Below are 19728 nucleotides of genomic sequence, written 5' to 3'. Positions count from 1 at the left end.
TAGCCTGCCCGCCAGAAATACTTTGTTACGCATGAACAGGGATTAGTAATGAGCGACGAGAAAGACCAGGACACCCGACTTCCGGCCGACAGCAGCCGTCGTCGTTTCCTCGCCGGTGCCGCGGCACTGGGCGTAGGAGCAGCCACCCTGAGCGCGTGTGGCGCCAGCGAGCCGGGCAGCCCTGCCAAGGCGCAACCGCTGACCGGGGCCGAGCTGGACAAAAAACTCCACGAGCAGGTCAAGACCATCGTGGTGATCTATGCCGAGAACCGCAGCTTCAATAATCTGTTTGCCAACTTTCCCGGCGTCGAAAAACCCTTGTCAGCCCTCAAACCTGCCGATTATCAGCAGCGCGACCGTGATGGCAGCTTATTACAAACCTTGCCACCCGCCTGGGGCGGGGTCGTGCAAGTCGGGCCTCAGACGGTCGATGGGGTGACCTATGCCCCGGGCGAGCAGTACCAGCAGGACCTGCCCAACGCCCCCTTTGCCCTCAAGGGGCCGAATCAGGAAGATTTGCCGCTGAACCTGGTAACCCGCGACCTGTGGCATGTGTTCTATCAGAACCAGATGCAGATCAACGAGGGCAAAAATGACCAGTTCGTCGCCTGGGGCGACTCGGGTGGCCTGCCGATGGGCTACTACGCCCAGTCGCAGTACTCACTGCGCTTGTGGGACGTGGCCCGGGAATTCGTGCTGTGCGACAACTTTTTCCAGGGCGCTTTCGGCGGCTCGTTCCTTAACCACCAGTACCTGATCAGCGCGGCCGTGCCGTTTTATCCGAATGCGGGCACCTCCGTGGCGGAGGGGCAGATTGCCGTGCTGCAAGGGGACGACCCCACCGGGACGCGCCTCAAGCCCCTGGCCAAGTCCCCGGCCAGCGCCATGACCGGCGCCCCGCAGTTCGGCCCCAGCGCGCTCACACCCGACGGTTTTGCCGTTAACACAATGGCCCCACCGTACTGGCCGACCTGGATCCGCGACCCCGAGCGCCCGGACTACGCCAAACCCGACCTGCCGAGCGTGCTGGTGCCACAAAGCCATGAGCATATTGGCGACAAACTGAGCAAAAAGAACATCGACTGGGCCTGGTATGCGGGCGCCTGGCAGGCCACGCTGGAGCAGTTCAAGGGCTCGGACGGCATCCCCAAGATCCCCAACTTCCAGTACCACCACCAGCCGTTCAATTACTTTGAGCAACAAGGCCCGGAGAACCCGCAGGAGCGCAGCAAGCGCCTGCGTGATGGGGGGCTGGGCGACGAAGCGGCTACCAACCGTTTTCTGGCCGACGCCGAGGCTGGCAAGCTACCGGCCGTGAGCTTCTACAAGCCCCAGGGCAACCTCAACCTGCACGCCGGGTATGCCGATGTGGCTGCCGGTGACCGTCACCTTGATCGCGTGCTCAAGGTGCTGCGCAACAGCCCGCAGTGGCAGAACATGGTGATCGTGCTCACCGTCGACGAAAACGGCGGCTGGTGGGACCACGTTGCACCGCCCAAGGGCGATCGCTGGGGACCAGGTACACGGATTCCGGCACTGGTGGTGTCACCTTTCGCCCGCAAGGGCACGGTGGACCACACGGTGTACGACACCGCTTCGATCCTGCGCCTGATCACCCGGGTGCATCAGCTGGAAGTGCTGGATGGCCTCAAGCAGCGCGACGACGCCATGAAGGCGCGCGGGCAGGCACCGATGGGCGACCTGAGCAATGCGCTGATGTTCTGATAACCGTCCCCTCCTTTTGTGGGAGCGGGCTTGCTCGCGATGGCTTTGGCACGGTCAGCCCGGCAGACCGCGCCGCCTGCATTGCGAGCAAGCCCGCTCCCACAGGATTGAAGTTTTATATGTAGGAATATTTGTCTATTGCTGTGAGATCTGTCTCAACGCCTGTACGAATCATTGCGCGCCCTCGGCTATACTCACCATCATTTTAATGGCACCCCCGAGGATCGACTGTGAAGAACTGGACGTTACGCCAACGCATCTTGGCGAGCTTTGCTGTAATCATCGCCATTATGCTGCTGATGGTTGTTGCGTCTTACTCGCGCCTGCTGTCGATTGAAAGCAGTGAAGAAACAGTTCGCACCGATGCCATTCCCGGGGTCTATTACAGTTCGATGATCCGCAGTGCCTGGGTGGACAGCTATGTCCTGACCCTGCAATTGATCGGCGCAGACAACCGCCGTGACCTGACCAACGAAGACCGCAAACTTTACGCCAGCTATGAGGACCGTCTCAATCAAGAGCTGGAGCACTACCGCGGGACAATTTTCGACGGTGAGGACCGCGCCAATTTCGATGCCTTCGAGGTGCTGCACAAGCAATATTCCGAAGATTTGGCCAAGGTGCTTGAGCTGTACGAAAGCAAGCAGTTCGACCAGGCCCAGCGCCTGGTCAGCGAGGAGTTGGCCCCGGCCTGGATGGCCGGGCGTAAACAACTCAACTTCTTGATCGATACCAACCGCCAGTCCGCTACCCAGGCCAGCGACACGATTGCCCAGGCCGTCGTCACGGCCAAGGTCAGCATGCTGATTTCCCTGGTGATCGCGGTTATTGCCGCTGCGCTCTGTGGCTTCCTGCTGCTGCGCGCAATCATGTCGCCGATGCAGCGCATCGTTTCGATTCTGGAAGTGATGCGTTCCGGTGACCTGAGCTCGCGCTTGAACCTGGAACGCAAGGACGAGTTTGGCGCCGTGGAAACCGGCTTCAACGACATGATGGCCGAGCTGACGACGCTGGTGTCCCAGGCGCAGCGCTCTTCGGTGCAGGTCACCACTTCGGTCACGGAAATTGCCGCCACCTCCAAGCAACAACAGGCTACCGCCACTGAAACCGCAGCCACCACCACGGAAATCGGCGCTACGTCCCGGGAAATTGCCGCCACGTCCCGTGATCTGGTGCGCACCATGACCGAAGTGACCTCGGCTGCCGACCAGGCCTCGATCCTGGCCGGTTCCGGTCAGCAAGGCCTGGCCCGCATGGAAGAAACCATGCACTCGGTGATGGGCGCGGCCGATCTGGTCAACGCCAAGCTGGCGATCCTCAATGAGAAAGCCGGCAACATCAATCAGGTGGTGGTGACCATCGTCAAAGTGGCCGACCAGACCAATTTGCTGTCGCTTAACGCTGCTATCGAAGCTGAAAAAGCCGGTGAATACGGTCGTGGTTTTGCCGTGGTGGCCACTGAAGTACGCCGTTTGGCCGACCAGACTGCCGTGGCCACCTACGATATCGAGCAGATGGTGCGCGAGATCCAGTCGGCGGTTTCCGCGGGCGTGATGGGCATGGACAAGTTTTCCGAAGAAGTGCGCCGCGGCATGTCCGAGGTGCAGCAAGTGGGCGAGCAACTGTCACAGATCATCCATCAGGTCCAGGCCCTGGCGCCGCGTGTGCTGATGGTCAATGAGGGCATGCAGGCTCAGGCCACGGGCGCCGAGCAGATCAACCTTGCGCTGGTGCAGCTGGGCGATGCCAGCAGCCAGACCGTCGAGTCCCTGCGTCAGGCCAGCTTTGCGATCGACGAATTGAGTCAGGTTGCCGTTGGGCTGCGCAGCGGCGTTTCGCGTTTCAAAGTCTGATGAGCGAGCTTGTAACCAAACAGACGGGCGCAAAGGTGTCGTCAAGGCGCCTGTTCCTGGTGTTTTTTATCGACAATGAGCGCTATGCCCTGGCCGCCACCGATGTGGTCGAGGTGTTGCCGCGCTTGCCGCTCAAACCGATCGCCCATGCTCCGGCGTGGGTCGCGGGGGTGTTTGCCCATCGTGAGCACATGGTGCCGGTGATCGATATCAGCGCCATGACCTTTGGCAACGCCGCTGTGGCCCGTACCAGCACCCGGCTGGTGCTGGTCAACTACCGCGCACGATTGCTCGGCCTGCTGCTTGAGCAGGCCAGTGACACGTTGCGCTGTGATCCGGCGGACTTTCAACCCTATGGTGTTGATAACCGTGATGCGCCGTACCTGGGGCCGGTGCGCAAGGACGAGGCCGGGCTGTTGCAGTGGTTGAGTGTCGATGACTTGCTCAGCCCGGCAGTGTCTGCACTGTTGTTTGCCGAGGGTGAAGCAGACACCTGTGCCCAGGTGGCACCATGAGCCTTGACCAACGTTTTTTCGATTATTTGAAGCAACGCATCGGCCTGGATGTGGCTTCGGTCGGCCCGGCGATTATCGAGCGTGCCGTTCGCCAGCGCTGCATGGCATTGGGCATGGCCGACAACGATCGCTACTGGCAGCGTTTGCTCAGCTCCCAGGATGAACAGCAGGCGCTGATCGAATCGGTGATCGTGCCCGAGACCTGGTTCTTCCGTTACCCCGAATCCTTTGCCACGCTGGGCCGCCTGGCCAGGCAGCGCCTGGCAGAAATCGGCAGCCGTCGCACATTGCGCATCCTCAGCCTGCCGTGCTCGACCGGTGAAGAGCCGTATTCGATTGCAATGGCGCTGTTTGATGCCGGTTTTGCTGCGCATCAATTCAAGGTCGAGGCGCTGGATGTCAGCCCGCTGTCGGTGCAACGCGCGCAAAACGCGATGTATGGCAAAAACTCTTTTCGTGGCCAGCCCACGGATTTCCGTGAGCGCTACTTCAGTATCGACAACGATGGTTATCAATTGTCAGAGCGGGTCTGCGGGCAGGTCAGCTTCACCGTCGGCAACCTGTTGGACCCGATCCTGCTCGCCAGCCACGAACCTTATGACTTTGTGTTTTGCCGCAACCTGTTGATTTACTTTGATCTTAAAACCCAGCAGCAGGCGCTGGACGTGCTCAAGCGCCTGACCCGTGATGACGGGGTTTTATTTATCGGCCCGGCCGAAGGCAGCTTGCTTAGCCGACTGGGCATGCGCTCGATCGGTGCTCCGCAGTCCTTCGCTTTTTGCCACAGCCATGAGCCAGTGCCTGCGGCGCGCCAGGTGCCTGCCGAACCCAAGCCACTGGCCCGGCCAAAAGCGCCAGCGCCCATGCCTGTAGCGCCACTGGCCAGCCGGCCTTTTGCCCCGCGCTCACACGCTCCCGCGGCAACCACAACCGCGTCGTCAGCCGACGCGCCGGGCATGCTGCTTGAGCAGATTGCTACCTTGGCCAATGAAGGCAAAAGCCGCGAGGCGCAGGCCGCGTGCGAGCAGTTCCTGCAGCGGCACGACCCGCAGGCCGAGGTGTTCTACTGGCTGGGCCTGCTCAGTGATGTGCAGGGCCAGACCGCGCAGGCCCAGGGTTTCTATCGCAAGGCGTTGTACCTGCAACCCCAGCATTCAGAGGCACTGGCCCATCTGGCGGCGCTGCTGGCTTCACAAGGCGATGAAGCAGGCGCACGGCGCTTGCACGAGCGCGCAGCCCGGAACGGGCGTTCCACCCAAAGTGAGCGTAAACAATGAGCGCTTTAGCAGCACAGAGCTTGATTCACTCCGAAGCGCAGGCCATTGATGACTGCTGGAACCGTATCGGCATTTACGGTGACAAAAGCTGCCCGTTGCTGCCCCAGCATATCCATTGCCGCAACTGCGGCACCTACGCCGCCGCCGCGACCCGTTTGCTGGACCGTTATTCGTTTGAGCAGCAAGGCCAGGAGCTGTATGCCCCGCAGGCCCATGAACAAAAGGTGGCTACCTGCTCACTGGTGGTTTTCCGCCTGGGTGAAGAGTGGCTGGGGCTGCCCACCCGCTGCCTGGATGAAGTGGCGCCGATGCAGACCATTCATTCTCTGCCGCACCAGCGTTCCCGGGCCTTGCGCGGTGTGGCCAATGTGCGCGGCACTTTGGTGCCGTGCCTGTCGCTGGTTGAACTGCTGGGCCTCGACCCTGCCGAGCCGGGTGCCTCATCGTTGCGGGTGATGCCGCGCATGCTGATTGTGGCGGCCCACGGCGGGGCAGTGGTACTGCCGGTGGATGAAGTGGATGGCATTCATAATATCGCCGAGGGCGACCTCAATGCCGCGTCGCTGTCTGGCGAGCATGCCAGCGCCAAATACACCCGGGGTGTGCTGCAGTGGAAAACCCGCAGCCTGCGTTTACTGGATGAAGAGCAACTGCTAAGCGCAATCACCCGGAGCCTGACATGACCCCCGAGCAAATGCGCGACGCCTCGCTGCTTGAGTTGTTCAGCCTGGAGGCCGAGGCCCAGACCCAGGTGCTCAACGAAGGCCTGCTGGCGCTGGAGCGCAACCCGACCCAGGCCGACCAGCTGGAAGCGTGCATGCGTGCGGCCCACTCCCTCAAGGGAGCGGCGCGGATTGTCGGCGTGGATGCCGGCGTGAGCGTGTCCCATGTCATGGAAGACTGCCTGGTCAGCGCCCAGGAAGGCCGCCTGTACCTGCAACGCGAGCATATTGACGCGCTGTTGCAGGGCACCGACCTGTTGATGCGCATCGCCACCCCCGGCAATACCGTCACGCCCCAGGACATTGACGGCTATGTGGCACACATGAATGAGCTGCTGGACCCGTCTGCGCCCAGTGCGCGGGTGGCGCCGCCCGAGTTTGACGTGTCGCAGCTGCTGCTGATGCCCGCGCCAGCTGTACCCGAGCCGGGCCCTGAGCCGGTGGTTGAGCCCCAGGTTGAGGCCCCTGTCGAGGCAGCCGCGGAGCCTGCACGGCGGCCCCAGCGCCTGACCGAAAGCGGCGAGCGGGTCTTGCGGGTCACGGCCCAGCGCCTGAACAGCCTGCTCGACCTGTCGAGTAAATCCCTGGTCGAAACCCAGCGCCTCAAGCCCTTTCTGGTGACCTTGCAACGCCTTAAACGTATGCAGAGCACCAACTTGCGGGCTATGGATACGCTCAATGAGCACCTCAAGGTCGCGGGTATCAGTCATGAAGCCGAGCAGGCCCTGGTCGATGCCCGGCAGATGCTGGCCGAGTCCCAGCACCTGCTCAGCGAACAGACCGCCGAGCTCGACGAGTTTTGCTGGCAGGCAGGCCAGCGGGCGCAATTGCTCTACGACACTGCCCTGGCTTGTCGCATGCGGCCTTTCGCCGATGTCCTGGTGGGGCAGGAGCGCATGGTGCGTGATCTGGGCCGTGCCCTGGGCAAGCAGATCCGCCTGGAAATCGAAGGCGAAAAAACCCAGGTTGACCGCGACGTGCTGGAAAAGCTCGAAGCGCCCTTGATCCATTTGCTGCGCAATGCCGTCGATCACGGTATAGAGCCCCCGGAGCAGCGCTTGTTGGCGGGCAAGCCGGCCGAAGGGCTGATCCGCCTGCGTATCTCCCACCAGGCCGGGCTGCTGGTGCTGGAATTAAGCGATGACGGTGCCGGAGTCGATCTGGAGCGTTTGCGCCGCACAATCGTCGAGCGTCAGCTGTCCACCGAAGAGACAGTGGCGCAACTGAGCGAAGAAGAACTGCTGACCTTCCTGTTTTTACCCGGCTTCAGCCTGCGCGACACCGTGACCGAAGTCTCGGGGCGCGGTGTGGGGCTGGATGCCGTACAGCATATGGTGCGCCTGTTGCGCGGTGCCATTGTGCTGGAGCACACCCCGCAGCATGGCAGCCGCTTCCACCTTGAGGTGCCGCTGACCCTGTCCGTGGTGCGCAGCCTGGTGGTTGAAGTGGCAGACGAGGCGTATGCCTTCCCGCTGGCCCATATCGAGCGCATGCGCGACCTGCAGCCCGAAGACATCGTGCAGCTTGAAGGCCGTCAGCACTTCTGGCACGAAGGCCGCCATGTGGGCTTGGTTGCCGCCAGCCAGCTGCTGCAGCGCCAACCCGGTCAGAGCGATGACGAAACCCTCAAGGTGGTGGTGATTCGCGAGCGCGATGCGGTGTATGGCGTGGCCGTGGAGCGTTTTATCGGCGAACGCACCCTGGTGGTACTGCCCCTGGATCCGCGTCTGGGCAAGGTCCAGGATATTTCCGCCGGGGCCTTGCTGGATGATGGCTCGCCGGTGCTGATCGTGGATGTTGAAGATATGCTGCGCTCGGTCGACAAGTTGCTCAATACCGGGCGGCTGGAGCGGATCGACCGGCGCAACCGGCACACCGCCGAACTGACCCGCAAACGTATTCTGGTGGTGGATGACTCACTGACGGTGCGTGAACTGCAGCGCAAACTGCTGCTCAACCGCGGTTATGAAGTGGCCGTGGCGGTTGACGGTATGGACGGCTGGAACGCCTTGCGTGCCGAACACTTCGATCTGTTGATTACTGACATCGATATGCCGCGCATGGATGGCATTGAACTGGTTACCCTGTTGCGTCGCGATAACCGCTTGCAATCGATGCCGGTGATGGTGGTGTCGTACAAGGATCGTGAAGAAGACCGTCGGCGCGGCCTGGATGCAGGAGCCGACTATTATCTAGCCAAAGCCAGTTTCCATGACGATGCCCTGCTCGATGCAGTGGTTGAGCTCATTGGAGGAGCCCAGACATGAGAATCGCCATCGTCAACGATATGCCCCTGGCGGTTGAGGCCTTGCGCCGGGCGCTGGCGTTCGAGCCCGCCCATCAGGTGATCTGGGTTGCCGGCGACGGCCTGGAAGCAGTGCGCCTGTGCGCCGAGGACACCCCGGACCTGATCCTGATGGACCTGATCATGCCGGTCATGGATGGCGTCGAAGCTACGCGCCGGATCATGGCCGAAAGCCCGTGCGCCATCGTGATTGTGACCATCGATCGGGAGCAGAACGTACACCGCGTATTCGAAGCGATGGGCTTTGGTGCCCTGGATGTGGTGGACACCCCAGTACTGGGCGGCAGCAATCCCAGGGAAGCAGCGGCGCCTTTGTTGCGCAAGATCCTCAATGTCGGCTGGCTGATGGGCCAGACTGAAAAGCGCGTCAGGCAGGTAGCGGCCCAGCCGCGGGTGCAGGGCGGTCGGGGTGCCCTGGTGGCCATCGGCTCATCGGCTGGCGGCCCGGCAGCGCTGGAAACCCTGCTCAAGGGCTTGCCGAGAAACTTCGGGGCCGCCATCGTGCTGGTCCAGCATGTTGATCAGGTGTTTGCCGCCGGCATGGCCGAATGGCTGAGCAGTTCGTGCGGGCTTGACGTGCGTCTGGCCCGGGACGGTGAAGCGCCGCAGGTGGGGACCGTGCTGCTGGCGGGCACTAACCACCATATCCGCTTGTTGAAAAACGGTACGCTGGCATACACCGCGGAACCGGTTAACGAAATTTATCGACCTTCGATAGATGTTTTTTTTGAAAGTGTTGCCCGCTACTGGAGTGGCGATGCGGTGGGAGTGCTGTTGACCGGCATGGGGCGTGACGGGGCCCAGGGTCTTAAACTCATGCGCGAACAAGGTTTCCTAACCATCGCCCAGGACCAGCAGAGCAGCTCGGTGTACGGTATGCCCAAAGCGGCGGCCGCCATTGATGCTGCGGTTGAGATCCGCCCGTTGGACAAGATTGCGCCACGCTTGCTGGAGAAATTTGCCAAATGACTGGTAAAACCCCGCAGGACTGGCTTGAAGGCAGTAATTCAGGTGAACGCGCATGAGCGACTTGCAGTTGGACGACGTTAAAACTGATGAAAACGCGGCCATGGTGTTGCTGGTAGACGATCAGGCAATGATCGGCGAAGCCGTGCGCCGAGGGTTGGCCCTTGAACAGAACATTGATTTTCACTTTTGTGCGGACCCGCACCAGGCCATTGCCCAGGCCATCCGCATCAAGCCGACGGTGATTTTGCAGGACCTGGTGATGCCGGGGCTGGATGGCTTGAGCCTGGTCCGTGAATACCGCAACCACCCGGCGACGCAAAATATCCCGATTATCGTGTTGTCCACCAAAGAAGACCCGCTGATCAAAAGCGCGGCGTTTTCGGCCGGGGCCAATGATTACCTGGTGAAACTGCCGGACAACATCGAACTGGTGGCGCGCATCCGCTATCACTCGCGCTCCTACATGACGCTGTTGCAGCGTGATGCGGCCTACCGTGCGCTGCGGGTCAGCCAGCAGCAGTTGCTGGATACCAATCTGGTGCTGCAACGGCTGATGAACTCCGATGGCCTGACCGGGCTGTCCAATCGCCGTCACTTCGATGAATACCTCGAACTGGAATGGCGTCGTGCCATGCGTGAGCAGACCCAGTTGTCGTTGTTGATGATCGATGTCGATTACTTCAAATCCTACAATGACTCCTTCGGTCATCTGGACGGTGATGAAGCGTTGCGCAAGGTGGCTGCAGCCATCCGGGATGCCAGCAGCCGGCCATCGGACTTGCCGGCCCGTTATGGTGGTGAGGAGTTTGCCATCGTGCTGCCCAACACCTCCCAGGGCGGAGCGCGGCTGGTAGCGGAAAAACTGCGCATGGCGGTTGAGGCGATGAAAATCCCGCATATTTCGCCGACAGCGGGATCCAGCCTGACCATCAGCATTGGCCTGTCGACCATGACCCCGCAGCAGGGCAGTAACTGCCGCGAGCTGATTTCGGCGGCAGACAAGGGGCTTTACCTGGCCAAGAAAAACGGCCGTAACCGGGTGGGGATCGAGTAGGGGGCGCACTACACAAAACCTGTAGCCGCTGAGGAGCGCAGCGAGGCTGCGATCGAGCGCGGAGCGGTGGCAAATCCGGCAATTGCGGTGTGTCAGGACGAGTGAGTCGCCTGTGTTTACGACTGCTACGCAGCCGGACGCAGCCTCGCTGCGCTCGTCAGCGACTACAGAATCACACCCGGATCACGCTGCACCTGTAGCAGTTGACGAGTAGAACGAGGCTACGTCCCGCAGCCTCGCTGCGCTCGTCAGCTGCCACGAAGAGCCCTTGGCCGGCCGCGCTGGCGAGCCAGCGTTCGTTGCAGGGTATCCACCAACGTTCGCGTAGTCTGGTCTATTTCAACATTAACCCGGTCACCCACCTGCAAGCCGCTCAAGTTGGTCAGGGCCAGGGTTTGCGGGATCAGGTTGACCGTGACCGTGTGCCGCTCTTCATCCAGGCGGTCAACAGTCAGGCTACAGCCATGCAGGCCGATAAACCCTTTCTCGAACACATAAGCCGAGGTCGCCGATTCCAGCCGCAAAACGGCGCTCACGGTTTCGCCCAGTGGCTGCCACGACACCACCTGCGCGGTGCTTTCAATGTGGCCGTAGAGCGCGTGCCCGCCGTTTTCTTCGCCAGCGCGGTGGGAGCGTTCGATATTGACCCGGTCATTCACCCGCAGGTGCTCAAGCGTGGTGATTTCCGCTGTCCGATTGGTGATATCGAAGGTGGCGCTGTCAGACGAGTAAGCGGTCACTGTCAGGCATGTGCCGTTGACCGACACGCTGGCGCCAATATCGATGTTATCGAACAGGGGCGACCCCTGGACCAGTACCACCCTCTGGTGCCCTGTCTCCTTGTGCAGGGAGAGAACGCGGGCAGTGCCTTGCACAATGCCGGTATACATCAGGCTTTCCTCCTTTCAAGCAGCATAAAGGTTCTGGCTACTGGCGCAGGCCAGTGATGCCAGGCAAAGAATCAGCAGGCCGCACTGGAAGCGTTGCGCAAGCCCGAGCGTTTTGAACAGATGCCCGCTCGCAGGGGTGAACACCACCAGGGCCAGCAGGTAAGCGGCCAATGCCAGGGTGACGCCACTGATTCTCGCGCCCAGATCATCGGCCAGGGGGATAATGGCTACGATCATGATCGTCGCATCCAGCACCTCCTGAAAAAAGCGCTGGCGACGGTCAGGAGGGCGGCATGGTGCGAGCCGCTGCCGTGAATGTTCATACCGCCAGAGCCACACCACTACCGCGGGGGGCGGCTGCAGCGAACACCTGGCCGCTGAGGGTGTTGATGCCGGCCAGTTGCACCACCCCCCAGTTTGTCGGACAGGTCGTTGGTCCAGGTAAAGACCGGATCTGCCTGTGGCGGCTTCACTTAATTAAGTGAAGCCGCCGGTCTTGGGGTGACGGCCCAGATTGGCACAGCGCGGGCTGGCGAGGGCGGTCTGGATCGGGCAGTTCGTTGAATGAAACAGTGCGTAAAGCGGGTGTGTATCTGGGGTTCTTTGGTGCTGCTGTAGAATGCCTGCAATAAACTTTCAGTTGTTATCAGTCCATGTTTTAAATCATGTTCGTGCAGATGTTTAAATACCCTGTTCAAATCAATGTCGTGCAACTGTGTATACCGCTCATAGGCACTGGGGCAGCCATACACCATGGTGCTGTAAATGCCTCGTCGCGGGATTGATTCAAGGCCTTTATATAAATAGTTGTCGTGGTGCTGGTGCGTGCCTGTTACGCCCGTGCCGTTGAATACCTCCAGGTTGCCGGGGCTTGCCTGCATGATGATGGCATCCCCTCCCAGGCCGCACAGGTGCGGGAGGTTATAGGTCAATGAGAGTGCCGCGCTTATGGCGGCGCCCGGCCCTGCGCCTGTTAACAGATAGTCTTGCATGCCCATCATGGATGACTTGAAGTGGGGCGTCGCAATACCGAATACATGACCGCTGGCTAAGTTGGACATGGTGGCTGCCATTGAATAATGGGTTATTGGAATATGGCGTACGGGTATCAAGCAGTAGGTGTTTGCTCAGGCGTATTGAGGTATAGCGTTGTCTGTTTTCAAGTGCAATTAATTGGCTCGTAGTCTGTTTCTTTTAAAGTTAGTAACTTTTCCTACGCAATATATTCGTTTGTCACACATCGTTTGCGGTCAGACTTTAAGTTCACCCTGTTCCTCTTGTCGGCAAGGGCCAATTGCCTGTCAGGCCGAGTGCACGCGGCCTGTCGTCACAGGCGACATAACCCCGCCAGGCGGGCTGCTGATACGCTTCGTTTACGGTATACTCCCCGGCTTTGTAAAAATCGCCTACGAGTGCCGCCAGCCATGGAAATCAACCCGATCCTTAACAGCATCAAGGACCTGTCAGAGCGCTCCGAAACCATTCGGAGGTATCTTTGACTACGATCAAAAGCATGAGCGTCTGACCGAAGTCAATCGCGAGCTTGAAGATCCGAGTGTCTGGAACAACCCTTCGTACGCCCAGGAGCTGGGGCGTGAGCGCTCCCTGCTGGCGCAGATCGTTGAAACCCTCGATGAGATGCACACAGGCCTGGCCGATGCCAAGGACCTGCTGCTGATGGCCGCCGAGGAAGAAGACCAGGGCGCCGTCGATGACGTGGCCGCTGAAGTCGAACGCCTGCGCGAAGCCCTTGAAAAACTCGAATTCCGCCGCATGTTCAGCGGTGAGATGGATGCCAACAACGCTTACCTGGACATCCAGGCCGGCTCCGGTGGCACCGAAGCGCAAGACTGGGCCAATATCCTGTTGCGGATGTATTTGCGTTGGGCCGACAAGCGCGGCTTCGATGCCACCATCATGGAACTGTCCGCCGGTGAAGTTGCCGGTATCAAGGGCGCAACCGTGCACATCAAGGGCGAATACGCATTTGGCTGGTTGCGCACCGAGATTGGCGTCCATCGTCTGGTTCGCAAAAGCCCGTACGACTCGGGCAACCGTCGTCATACCTCGTTCTCGGCTGTATTCGTTTCGCCGGAAATCGACGACAACATCGAAATCGACATCAACCCCTCGGACCTGCGGATCGATACCTATCGCTCTTCCGGTGCCGGTGGTCAGCACGTAAACACCACTGACTCGGCCGTTCGTATCACGCACGTTCCGACCAACACCGTGGTGAGCTGCCAGAACGAACGTTCCCAGCATGCGAACAAAGACACCGCGATGAAAATGCTGCGGGCACGTCTTTACGAGCAGGAAATCCAGAAGCGCAATGCCGCTTCCCAGGCCCTGGAAGACACCAAGTCGGACATCGGCTGGGGTCATCAGATCCGCTCGTACGTTCTCGACGCCTCGCGGATCAAGGATTTGCGTACCAACATCGAGCGCAGCGACTGCGACAAGGTGCTCGACGGCGATATCGACGAATACCTGGTAGCCAGCCTGAAACAAGGGCTGTAAGTCGGCAACAAAACGTGTGCGAAGCTGCAGCGATGCCCAAAGGGCGCGCCAAAGCCCGCTTCCCCCTGCCGCAAGGCGGGGGCAACGAACCTGTGATGGAATTTTTAAAGACATGAGCGACCAACAACTCGATTCGCAAGACCTGCAACAGGAAGAAAACGCCCTGATCGCCCTGCGCAAGGAAAAACTTGCAGCCGAGCGCGCCAAGGGCAATGCCTTCCCGAATGACTTCCGCCGTGACAGCCTCTGCGCCGACCTGCAGAAGAAGTACGCGCAAGCGACCAAGGAAGAGCTGGCTGAAGCCGCCATCCCGGTCAAGGTTGCTGGTCGCATCATGCTTAACCGTGGCTCGTTCATGGTGATCCAGGACATGACCGGTCGCATCCAGGTCTACGTCAACCGCAAGACCCTGCCGGAAGAAACCCTGGCCGCCGTAAAAACCTGGGACCTGGGCGACATCATTGCCGCCGAAGGCACCCTGGCCCGTTCCGGCAAGGGCGACCTGTACGTTGAAATGACCAACGTGCGCCTGCTGACCAAATCCCTGCGCCCACTGCCGGACAAGCACCACGGCCTGACCGACACCGAGCAGCGCTACCGCCAGCGTTACGTTGACCTGATCGTCAACGAAGACGTGCGCCACACCTTCCGTGTGCGTTCGCAAGTGATTGCCCACATCCGCAGCTTCCTGATGGCCCGCGACTTCCTGGAAGTCGAAACGCCGATGCTGCAAACCATCCCGGGTGGCGCTGCGGCCAAGCCGTTTGAAACACACCACAATGCCCTGGACATGGACATGTACCTGCGCATCGCGCCGGAGCTGTTCCTCAAGCGCCTGGTGGTGGGTGGTTTTGAAAAAGTGTTCGAGATCAACCGCAACTTCCGTAACGAAGGCGTTTCGACTCGTCACAACCCTGAATTCACCATGTTGGAGTTCTACCAGGCTTACGCCGACTACGAAGACAACATGGACCTGACCGAAGAACTGTTCCGTGAGCTGGCGCAGTTGGTTCTGGGCACGACCGACGTACCGTACGGCGACAAGGTGTTCCACTTTGGCGAACCGTTTGTGCGCCTGTCGGTATTCGACTCGATCCTCAAGTACAACCCCGAGCTGACTGCCGACGACCTGAACGACATCGACAAGGCTCGCGCCATCGCCAAGAAAGCCGGCGCCAAGGTGCTGGGCTTCGAAGGTCTGGGCAAGCTGCAGGTGATGATTTTCGAAGAGCTGGTCGAGCACAAGCTGGAACAGCCGCACTTCATTACCCAGTACCCGTTCGAGGTGTCGCCGCTGGCCCGTCGCAACGACGAGAACCCGAACGTTACTGACCGTTTCGAGCTGTTTATCGGTGGCCGTGAAATCGCCAACGCCTACTCCGAGCTCAACGATGCCGAAGACCAGGCCGAGCGCTTTATGGCGCAGGTTGCGGACAAGGACGCCGGCGACGACGAAGCGATGCACTATGACGCAGACTTCGTACGTGCCCTGGAATACGGCATGCCGCCGACTGCCGGTGAAGGTATCGGTATCGACCGCTTGGTGATGTTGTTGACCAACTCACCGTCGATTCGCGACGTGATCCTGTTCCCGCACATGCGCCCACAAGCGTAACGATGCAAAATAAGAAGCCGCCGTTAAAGGCGGCTTTTTATTGCCCTGATACATGCCCGTGCGTAGCAGCTGCCGAAGGCTGCGTTCGATGGCGAAGCCATCGCAAATACAGGTTGCGCGGTGCATCAGGTAAACCGTGCATTGCTGTTTTACGACTGCTGCGCAGCCGGACGCAGCCTGCGGCAGCTGCTACAAGATCACTATCAACATTAAAAGGATTTTTCCGTGAGCCTCGTCAGGTCTTCCCAGGGCGCAGCCAATGTCGCGGTCGCGCTCGCGCAAAGTGTTGAGTATCAGGGCCGCAAGGCCAGCCGGCATGGCAGCGAGCAGCGTCGCCAGCTGATCCTCGATGCTGCCATGCGCATTGTCGTGCGCGATGGCGTGCGCGGTGTGCGCCATCGGGCCGTGGCGGCTGAAGCCGGGGTGCCGCTGTCGGCGACCACTTACTACTTCAAGGACATCGACGATCTGATCAACGATACCTTCGCCCAGTATGTAGAACGCAGCGCCGCCTTTATGGCCAAACTGTGGCAGGGCACCGAAGGCAAGTTGCGGGAAATGATGGCCCAGGGCGATGGCAGCCCCCGGGCGCGGGCGTTGCTCGCCGATGACATCGCCCGTATGACCGCCGATTACCTTCAGCATCAAATGCTCACCCGTCGCGACCAGTTGATGGCCGAGCAAGCCTTTCATCAGGCAGCACTGATCAACCCCCGGCTGGCGGTGCTGGTGCGTGCCCATCAGCAGATCTTCCTGCAGGGCGCCGGGCAAATCTTCGAAGTGCTAGGCTCCACCCAACCGCACCAGGATGCCAAAGTCTTGACGGCGATTATCGGTCGGATGGAATATCAGGCCCTACTTGATGGCGCGCAGCCCGAGGCGGATGACGACCGGCTGGCTATTCTTACGCGTTACATGCACTTGGTGTTGGCCGCTCTATAGAAGGATGCAGGCATGAAAGCTTGGCGCGTGATGCTTTTGGCAGTGTCATTTTTGATGTTGAATGGCTGTCTGGTGACCTTTAGCCAGGCACCGATCGAGGCACAGCCCGCGCCCAAACAGCTGCTGGGCAAGTGGGTGAGCAAGGATGCCTGGGGTCAGGCGCGCACGCTTGAAATCAGTGCCATCGACAAAACCCGTTATCAGGCCGTGGTCTACCCCAAGGGCGAACCCAAGGCGCGTGAACGTTATATCTTTATCGTTGCCCGCCACGGCAGCCGCTGGTATGCCTCGGCTGCGATACCGGCCAAACTGGGCGGCAACCATACCCTCAGCGGTTTTGAGCTGACCGACAACGGTGAACTGGTGATCTATGATCTGGATCTTGACCAGGTCAAGCAGGCTGTCGGCCAGTCCGTGTTGAGGGGGGAGCCGGTGGAAACCCCCGAAGGCACCGGCACCCTGATCAAAAGCCCGTCGGCTGAAGTCTTTGCCTACCTGGACGACCCGGCCAATTCCGACGTCTTTGTCGAAGCGGCCCGCTATAAACGTGTGGCCAAGTAACGCTCTTAATTAAAGGAAGCTGCCGGTGGACGACTACCAGCGCACGATACGCACCTTGTCTGACCGCATCGTGCTGGCACAAACCCCGATCCGCGTGCTGGATGCGGTCAAGTGGGACGACAGCATCCGCCAGGGCTTTTTAAAGGCCAAGGGCAAGGCCATGCCGGCGGTCGACCGCGACTATTACCTGGGCCGGCCGCTGACCTTCGATTCAGCGGCGGTTAAGTCCGAATTCCAGAGCATCGAGCGCGATATCACCCGCCAGTTGGGGCAGTTCAACCCGGTCGGGCAGATCATGCGGCGCATGTGCAAGGAATACCGTATGGTCGTGCGCATGCTCGAAGCCCGTGGCACCGAAGATTTCGGGCTGATCTCCCAGGAGCTGTACGGCGCCGCTTCCGATGCGTTCCATGCCGGTGACCCGACTCTTGCCGATTTGGGCCTGATGATGTCCGACTACCTGGACAATATCGACGGGCGCGGCGCGCTCAAGGACGAAGCCAAGACCCTGACTGCCAAGGATGCGGTCAACTTGCTGCAAAGCCGTTTGAACAAGGTGTTTGGCGAGGCCGAAGAAACCATTCGGGTATTCGAGTCCGACGGTATTGTTGCGGACGCGGCGGCGGGCGCCGACTACATCAAGATCCGTACCGATGCGATGTTCAACGAACGTGATGTGCGGGCGCTGGAGGTCCACGAAGGGCTGGTGCATGTGGGCACCACGCTCAATGGCCTGAACCAGCCGATTTGCACCTTCCTGTCCAAGGGGCCGCCATCGTCCACCGTGACCCAGGAAGGCCTGGCGATCCTGATGGAAATCATCACCTTTGCCTCCTACCCCAGCCGGTTGCGCAAACTGACCAACCGTACCCGGGCCATCCACATGGTGGAGGAGGGCGCGGACTTTATGCAGGTGTACGAATTCTTCCGTGAGCAAGGCTTCGAGATGCCAGAAAGTTATGGCAACGCGAGTCGGGTTTTCCGTGGATCGGTGCCAACTGGCCTGCCATTCACCAAAGACTTGTCCTACCTCAAGGGCTTCATCATGGTTTACAACTACATTCAGCTGGCCGTGCGTAAAGGCAAGCTGGAACAAGTGCCATTGTTGTTCTGTGGCAAGACCACCCTGGAAGACATGCGGACCCTGCGCCAGTTGGTGGATGAAGGCCTGGTGGTAGCGCCCAAGTACCTGCCGGACCAGTTCCGCGACATGAACGCGCTCTCGGCCTGGATGTGCTTCAGCAACTTCCTCAACCATTTGAGCCTTGACCGTATCGAAGCGGATTACTCCAACATTTTGTGAACCCTGTGGGAGCGGGCTTGCTCGCGATGCAGGCGCTGCGGTGTTTCATTTGAACCGCGCCGATGTCATCGCGAGCAAGCCCGCTCCCACACTCACCTGTTCAGGCGAATCGTTCTGATGAAAACCCTGGCTGCACTCTGCCTGCTGCTGACCCTCAGCGGATGCAGCTCCCTGCTGTTCTACCCCGAGCCCGGCCAGCCGATCACCCCGACGGCCGCTGGCCTGGACTACCGCGATGTCACCCTGACAGCCGCCGATGGCACCCGCCTGCACGGTTGGTGGCTGCCAGCCAAGAAAGGCGTGCCACTCAAGGGCACGGTGCTGCATCTGCACGGCAATGGCGGCAACCTGGCTTATCACCTGGGCGCAACGGCCTGGTTGCCGGAGCAGGGCTATCAAGTGCTGATGCTCGATTATCGCGGTTATGGCCTGTCCCAGGGCTCGCCGGGGCTGCCGGCGGTGTACCAGGACATCGACGCCGCCTTCGACTGGTTGCAGCACCAGCCTCAAACCCGGGAGTCGCCGCTGATTGTGCTGGGGCAAAGCCTGGGCGGCGCGATGGGTATTCATTATTTGAGTGAGCACCCGCAGCAGCGGGAGCGCATCACGGCCCTGGTGCTCGATGGCGTGCCGGCCAGTTACCGCGAAGTGGGGCAATTTGCCCTGAGCACCTCCTGGCTGACCTGGCCGTTGCAAGTGCCGCTGTCCTGGCTGGTGCCGGATGCCGACAGTGCCATTTACGCGATGCCGAACATGGGCGACACGCCGATGCTGATCTTCCACAGCCTGGATGATCCCGTCGTGCCGCTTTCCAATGGCCTGCGCCTGTACCAGGCTGCGCCACCGCCCAAGGTGCTGCAACTGACCCGTGGCGGCCATGTACAGACCTTTGCCGACCCGACCTGGCGCCAGGTAATGCTGCGTTACCTGGAAGACCCGCAACACTTCAATGGCGTGCGGCGCCTGGGCGAAATCGCCAACTACCCCGCGTCACCGAACACCGAACTTGAACCGAGAGCCAACAATGAGTGAAGAACGCAACGCTATTCCCCTGATCATTACCGGTATCTGCAGCATCATCGGCACCGTGGGCGCCCTGTGGTACTACGGATACCTGCATTTTGCCAAACCCGAGGACGCCTTGCTGCTCAGCGACTTCACCATGCTCAAGACCATCCCGGGGGAGGACTATAAGGTTTCGCTCACGCCGGCCAACCAGGTGGCGCAGTGCATCGACGGCATCATCGTCTTGTTCGACACCGAACAAAAAGGTCTGACCGGGGTATTGGTCAACAACAAGAAGCAGGCGGTACGCTGCCTGGGCCAGGAAGCGCCGAAGCTGGAGCAGTAACGTTCTGTTGTGGGAGCGGGCTTGCTCGCGATGGAATCGCTTAGGTTTGCCTGACGAACCGTGCTGTCTGCATCGCGAGCAAGCCCGCTCCCACAGTTGTGGATATATTTGCGCCAAAAAAAAGCC

General features: G+C 60.3%; 18 protein-coding genes. 15 read left to right on the top strand and 3 right to left on the bottom strand.

What is annotated here, in order from left to right; translation table 11 throughout:
• The first annotated feature begins 48 nt into the window (after positions 1 to 48).
• The 8 genes from BFC21_RS12780 to BFC21_RS12740 all read left to right on the top strand — a co-directional run bounded on the left by BFC21_RS12780 (position 49) and on the right by BFC21_RS12740 (position 10420).
• On the top strand, positions 49 to 1725 hold the full coding sequence (locus BFC21_RS12780; protein ID WP_095004660.1) for an acid phosphatase: 1677 nt from the start codon (positions 49 to 51) through the stop codon (positions 1723 to 1725).
• A gap of 230 nt (positions 1726 to 1955) precedes the next feature.
• Complete coding sequence (locus BFC21_RS12770) at positions 1956 to 3578, top strand: methyl-accepting chemotaxis protein (protein ID WP_095004659.1); 1623 nt, start codon at positions 1956 to 1958, stop codon at positions 3576 to 3578.
• Positions 3578 to 4093 carry a chemotaxis protein CheW gene (locus BFC21_RS12765; protein WP_088378042.1) on the top strand — a complete coding sequence of 172 codons (516 nt, stop codon included), beginning with the start codon at positions 3578 to 3580 and terminating at the stop codon, positions 4091 to 4093. The genes BFC21_RS12770 and BFC21_RS12765 overlap by 1 nt, the downstream gene beginning before the upstream one ends.
• Entirely contained in the window at positions 4090 to 5370 is a 1281-nt protein-coding gene (locus tag BFC21_RS12760) for a CheR family methyltransferase (protein WP_120266198.1), read from the top strand. The genes BFC21_RS12765 and BFC21_RS12760 overlap by 4 nt, the downstream gene beginning before the upstream one ends.
• Positions 5367 to 6053, top strand: a complete 687-nt coding sequence (locus BFC21_RS12755) for a chemotaxis protein CheW (RefSeq protein ID WP_088378040.1) — start codon at positions 5367 to 5369, stop codon at positions 6051 to 6053. Before BFC21_RS12760 ends, BFC21_RS12755 begins: the two co-directional genes overlap by 4 nt.
• Complete coding sequence (locus BFC21_RS12750; protein ID WP_120266197.1) at positions 6050 to 8359, top strand: hybrid sensor histidine kinase/response regulator; 2310 nt, start codon at positions 6050 to 6052, stop codon at positions 8357 to 8359. Before BFC21_RS12755 ends, BFC21_RS12750 begins: the two co-directional genes overlap by 4 nt.
• Positions 8356 to 9366, top strand: a complete 1011-nt coding sequence (locus BFC21_RS12745; RefSeq protein ID WP_083369617.1) for a chemotaxis response regulator protein-glutamate methylesterase — start codon at positions 8356 to 8358, stop codon at positions 9364 to 9366. The genes BFC21_RS12750 and BFC21_RS12745 overlap by 4 nt, the downstream gene beginning before the upstream one ends.
• A 52-nt stretch (positions 9367 to 9418) precedes the next feature.
• Entirely contained in the window at positions 9419 to 10420 is a 1002-nt protein-coding gene (locus BFC21_RS12740) for a PleD family two-component system response regulator (protein WP_088378038.1), read from the top strand.
• A gap of 248 nt (positions 10421 to 10668) precedes the next feature.
• Here BFC21_RS12740 and BFC21_RS12735 read toward each other — a convergent pair whose 3' ends face one another.
• The 3 genes from BFC21_RS12735 to BFC21_RS12725 all read right to left on the bottom strand — a co-directional run bounded on the left by BFC21_RS12735 (position 10669) and on the right by BFC21_RS12725 (position 12371).
• A complete protein-coding gene (locus BFC21_RS12735; RefSeq protein WP_088378037.1) occupies positions 10669 to 11310 on the bottom strand; it encodes a riboflavin synthase subunit alpha in 642 nt (213 codons plus the stop codon).
• 15 nt (positions 11311 to 11325) lie between these two features.
• A complete protein-coding gene (locus BFC21_RS12730; protein WP_143519044.1) occupies positions 11326 to 11547 on the bottom strand; it encodes a hypothetical protein in 222 nt (73 codons plus the stop codon).
• Between the two features lie 236 nt (positions 11548 to 11783).
• A complete protein-coding gene (locus tag BFC21_RS12725; protein WP_162939326.1) occupies positions 11784 to 12371 on the bottom strand; it encodes a gamma-glutamyltransferase in 588 nt (195 codons plus the stop codon).
• Between the two features lie 363 nt (positions 12372 to 12734).
• Here BFC21_RS12725 and prfB point away from each other — a divergent pair.
• The 7 genes from prfB to BFC21_RS12690 all read left to right on the top strand — a co-directional run bounded on the left by prfB (position 12735) and on the right by BFC21_RS12690 (position 19602).
• Positions 12735 to 13830, top strand: a protein-coding gene (prfB, locus tag BFC21_RS12720) for a peptide chain release factor 2 (protein WP_106115744.1) whose coding sequence is annotated in 2 segments (ribosomal slippage) — positions 12735 to 12806 and positions 12808 to 13830 — 1095 coding nt in all. Because the reading frame shifts where the segments join, the coding sequence is not laid out codon by codon here.
• 112 nt (positions 13831 to 13942) lie between these two features.
• Entirely contained in the window at positions 13943 to 15445 is a 1503-nt protein-coding gene (gene lysS, locus BFC21_RS12715; RefSeq protein WP_088378036.1) for a lysine--tRNA ligase, read from the top strand.
• Between the two features lie 225 nt (positions 15446 to 15670).
• Positions 15671 to 16387, top strand: coding sequence for a TetR/AcrR family transcriptional regulator (locus BFC21_RS12710; RefSeq protein WP_095004652.1), 717 nt, complete (start codon positions 15671 to 15673; stop codon positions 16385 to 16387).
• A 12-nt stretch (positions 16388 to 16399) separates the two neighbouring features.
• Entirely contained in the window at positions 16400 to 16948 is a 549-nt protein-coding gene (locus BFC21_RS12705; RefSeq protein ID WP_088378034.1) for a hypothetical protein, read from the top strand.
• A 25-nt stretch (positions 16949 to 16973) separates the two neighbouring features.
• Positions 16974 to 18251: a flavohemoglobin expression-modulating QEGLA motif protein gene (locus BFC21_RS12700; RefSeq protein WP_095004651.1), complete on the top strand. Its 1278-nt coding sequence runs from the start codon at positions 16974 to 16976 to the stop codon at positions 18249 to 18251.
• 117 nt (positions 18252 to 18368) lie between these two features.
• Positions 18369 to 19283, top strand: a complete 915-nt coding sequence (locus BFC21_RS12695; RefSeq protein WP_120266195.1) for an alpha/beta hydrolase — start codon at positions 18369 to 18371, stop codon at positions 19281 to 19283.
• On the top strand, positions 19276 to 19602 hold the full coding sequence (locus BFC21_RS12690) for a hypothetical protein (RefSeq protein ID WP_088378031.1): 327 nt from the start codon (positions 19276 to 19278) through the stop codon (positions 19600 to 19602). Before BFC21_RS12695 ends, BFC21_RS12690 begins: the two co-directional genes overlap by 8 nt.
• The last annotated feature ends 126 nt before the right edge of the window (positions 19603 to 19728 follow it).

Origin of the sequence: Pseudomonas sp. TMW 2.1634 (assembly GCF_001703595.1) — a bacterium.
GTDB lineage: Bacteria > Pseudomonadota > Gammaproteobacteria > Pseudomonadales > Pseudomonadaceae > Aquipseudomonas > Aquipseudomonas fragi.
The sequence above is the reverse complement of the archived record's forward strand: the minus strand, read 5'-3'. Positions and strand labels throughout refer to the sequence as shown.

Coding starts and splice junctions, on each gene's coding strand:
- BFC21_RS12760 (WP_120266198.1), top strand. CDS start 4,090: ATGAGCCTTGACCAACGTTTTTTCGATTATTTGAAGCAACGCATCGGC.
- BFC21_RS12745 (WP_083369617.1), top strand. CDS start 8,356: ATGAGAATCGCCATCGTCAACGATATGCCCCTGGCGGTTGAGGCCTTG.
- BFC21_RS12750 (WP_120266197.1), top strand. CDS start 6,050: ATGACCCCCGAGCAAATGCGCGACGCCTCGCTGCTTGAGTTGTTCAGC.
- BFC21_RS12765 (WP_088378042.1), top strand. CDS start 3,578: ATGAGCGAGCTTGTAACCAAACAGACGGGCGCAAAGGTGTCGTCAAGG.
- BFC21_RS12780 (WP_095004660.1), top strand. CDS start 49: ATGAGCGACGAGAAAGACCAGGACACCCGACTTCCGGCCGACAGCAGC.
- BFC21_RS12730 (WP_143519044.1), bottom strand. CDS start 11,547: ATGATCGTAGCCATTATCCCCCTGGCCGATGATCTGGGCGCGAGAATC.
- BFC21_RS12705 (WP_088378034.1), top strand. CDS start 16,400: ATGAAAGCTTGGCGCGTGATGCTTTTGGCAGTGTCATTTTTGATGTTG.
- BFC21_RS12695 (WP_120266195.1), top strand. CDS start 18,369: ATGAAAACCCTGGCTGCACTCTGCCTGCTGCTGACCCTCAGCGGATGC.
- BFC21_RS12690 (WP_088378031.1), top strand. CDS start 19,276: ATGAGTGAAGAACGCAACGCTATTCCCCTGATCATTACCGGTATCTGC.
- BFC21_RS12740 (WP_088378038.1), top strand. CDS start 9,419: ATGAGCGACTTGCAGTTGGACGACGTTAAAACTGATGAAAACGCGGCC.
- BFC21_RS12725 (WP_162939326.1), bottom strand. CDS start 12,371: ATGTCCAACTTAGCCAGCGGTCATGTATTCGGTATTGCGACGCCCCAC.
- BFC21_RS12755 (WP_088378040.1), top strand. CDS start 5,367: ATGAGCGCTTTAGCAGCACAGAGCTTGATTCACTCCGAAGCGCAGGCC.
- lysS (WP_088378036.1), top strand. CDS start 13,943: ATGAGCGACCAACAACTCGATTCGCAAGACCTGCAACAGGAAGAAAAC.
- BFC21_RS12735 (WP_088378037.1), bottom strand. CDS start 11,310: ATGTATACCGGCATTGTGCAAGGCACTGCCCGCGTTCTCTCCCTGCAC.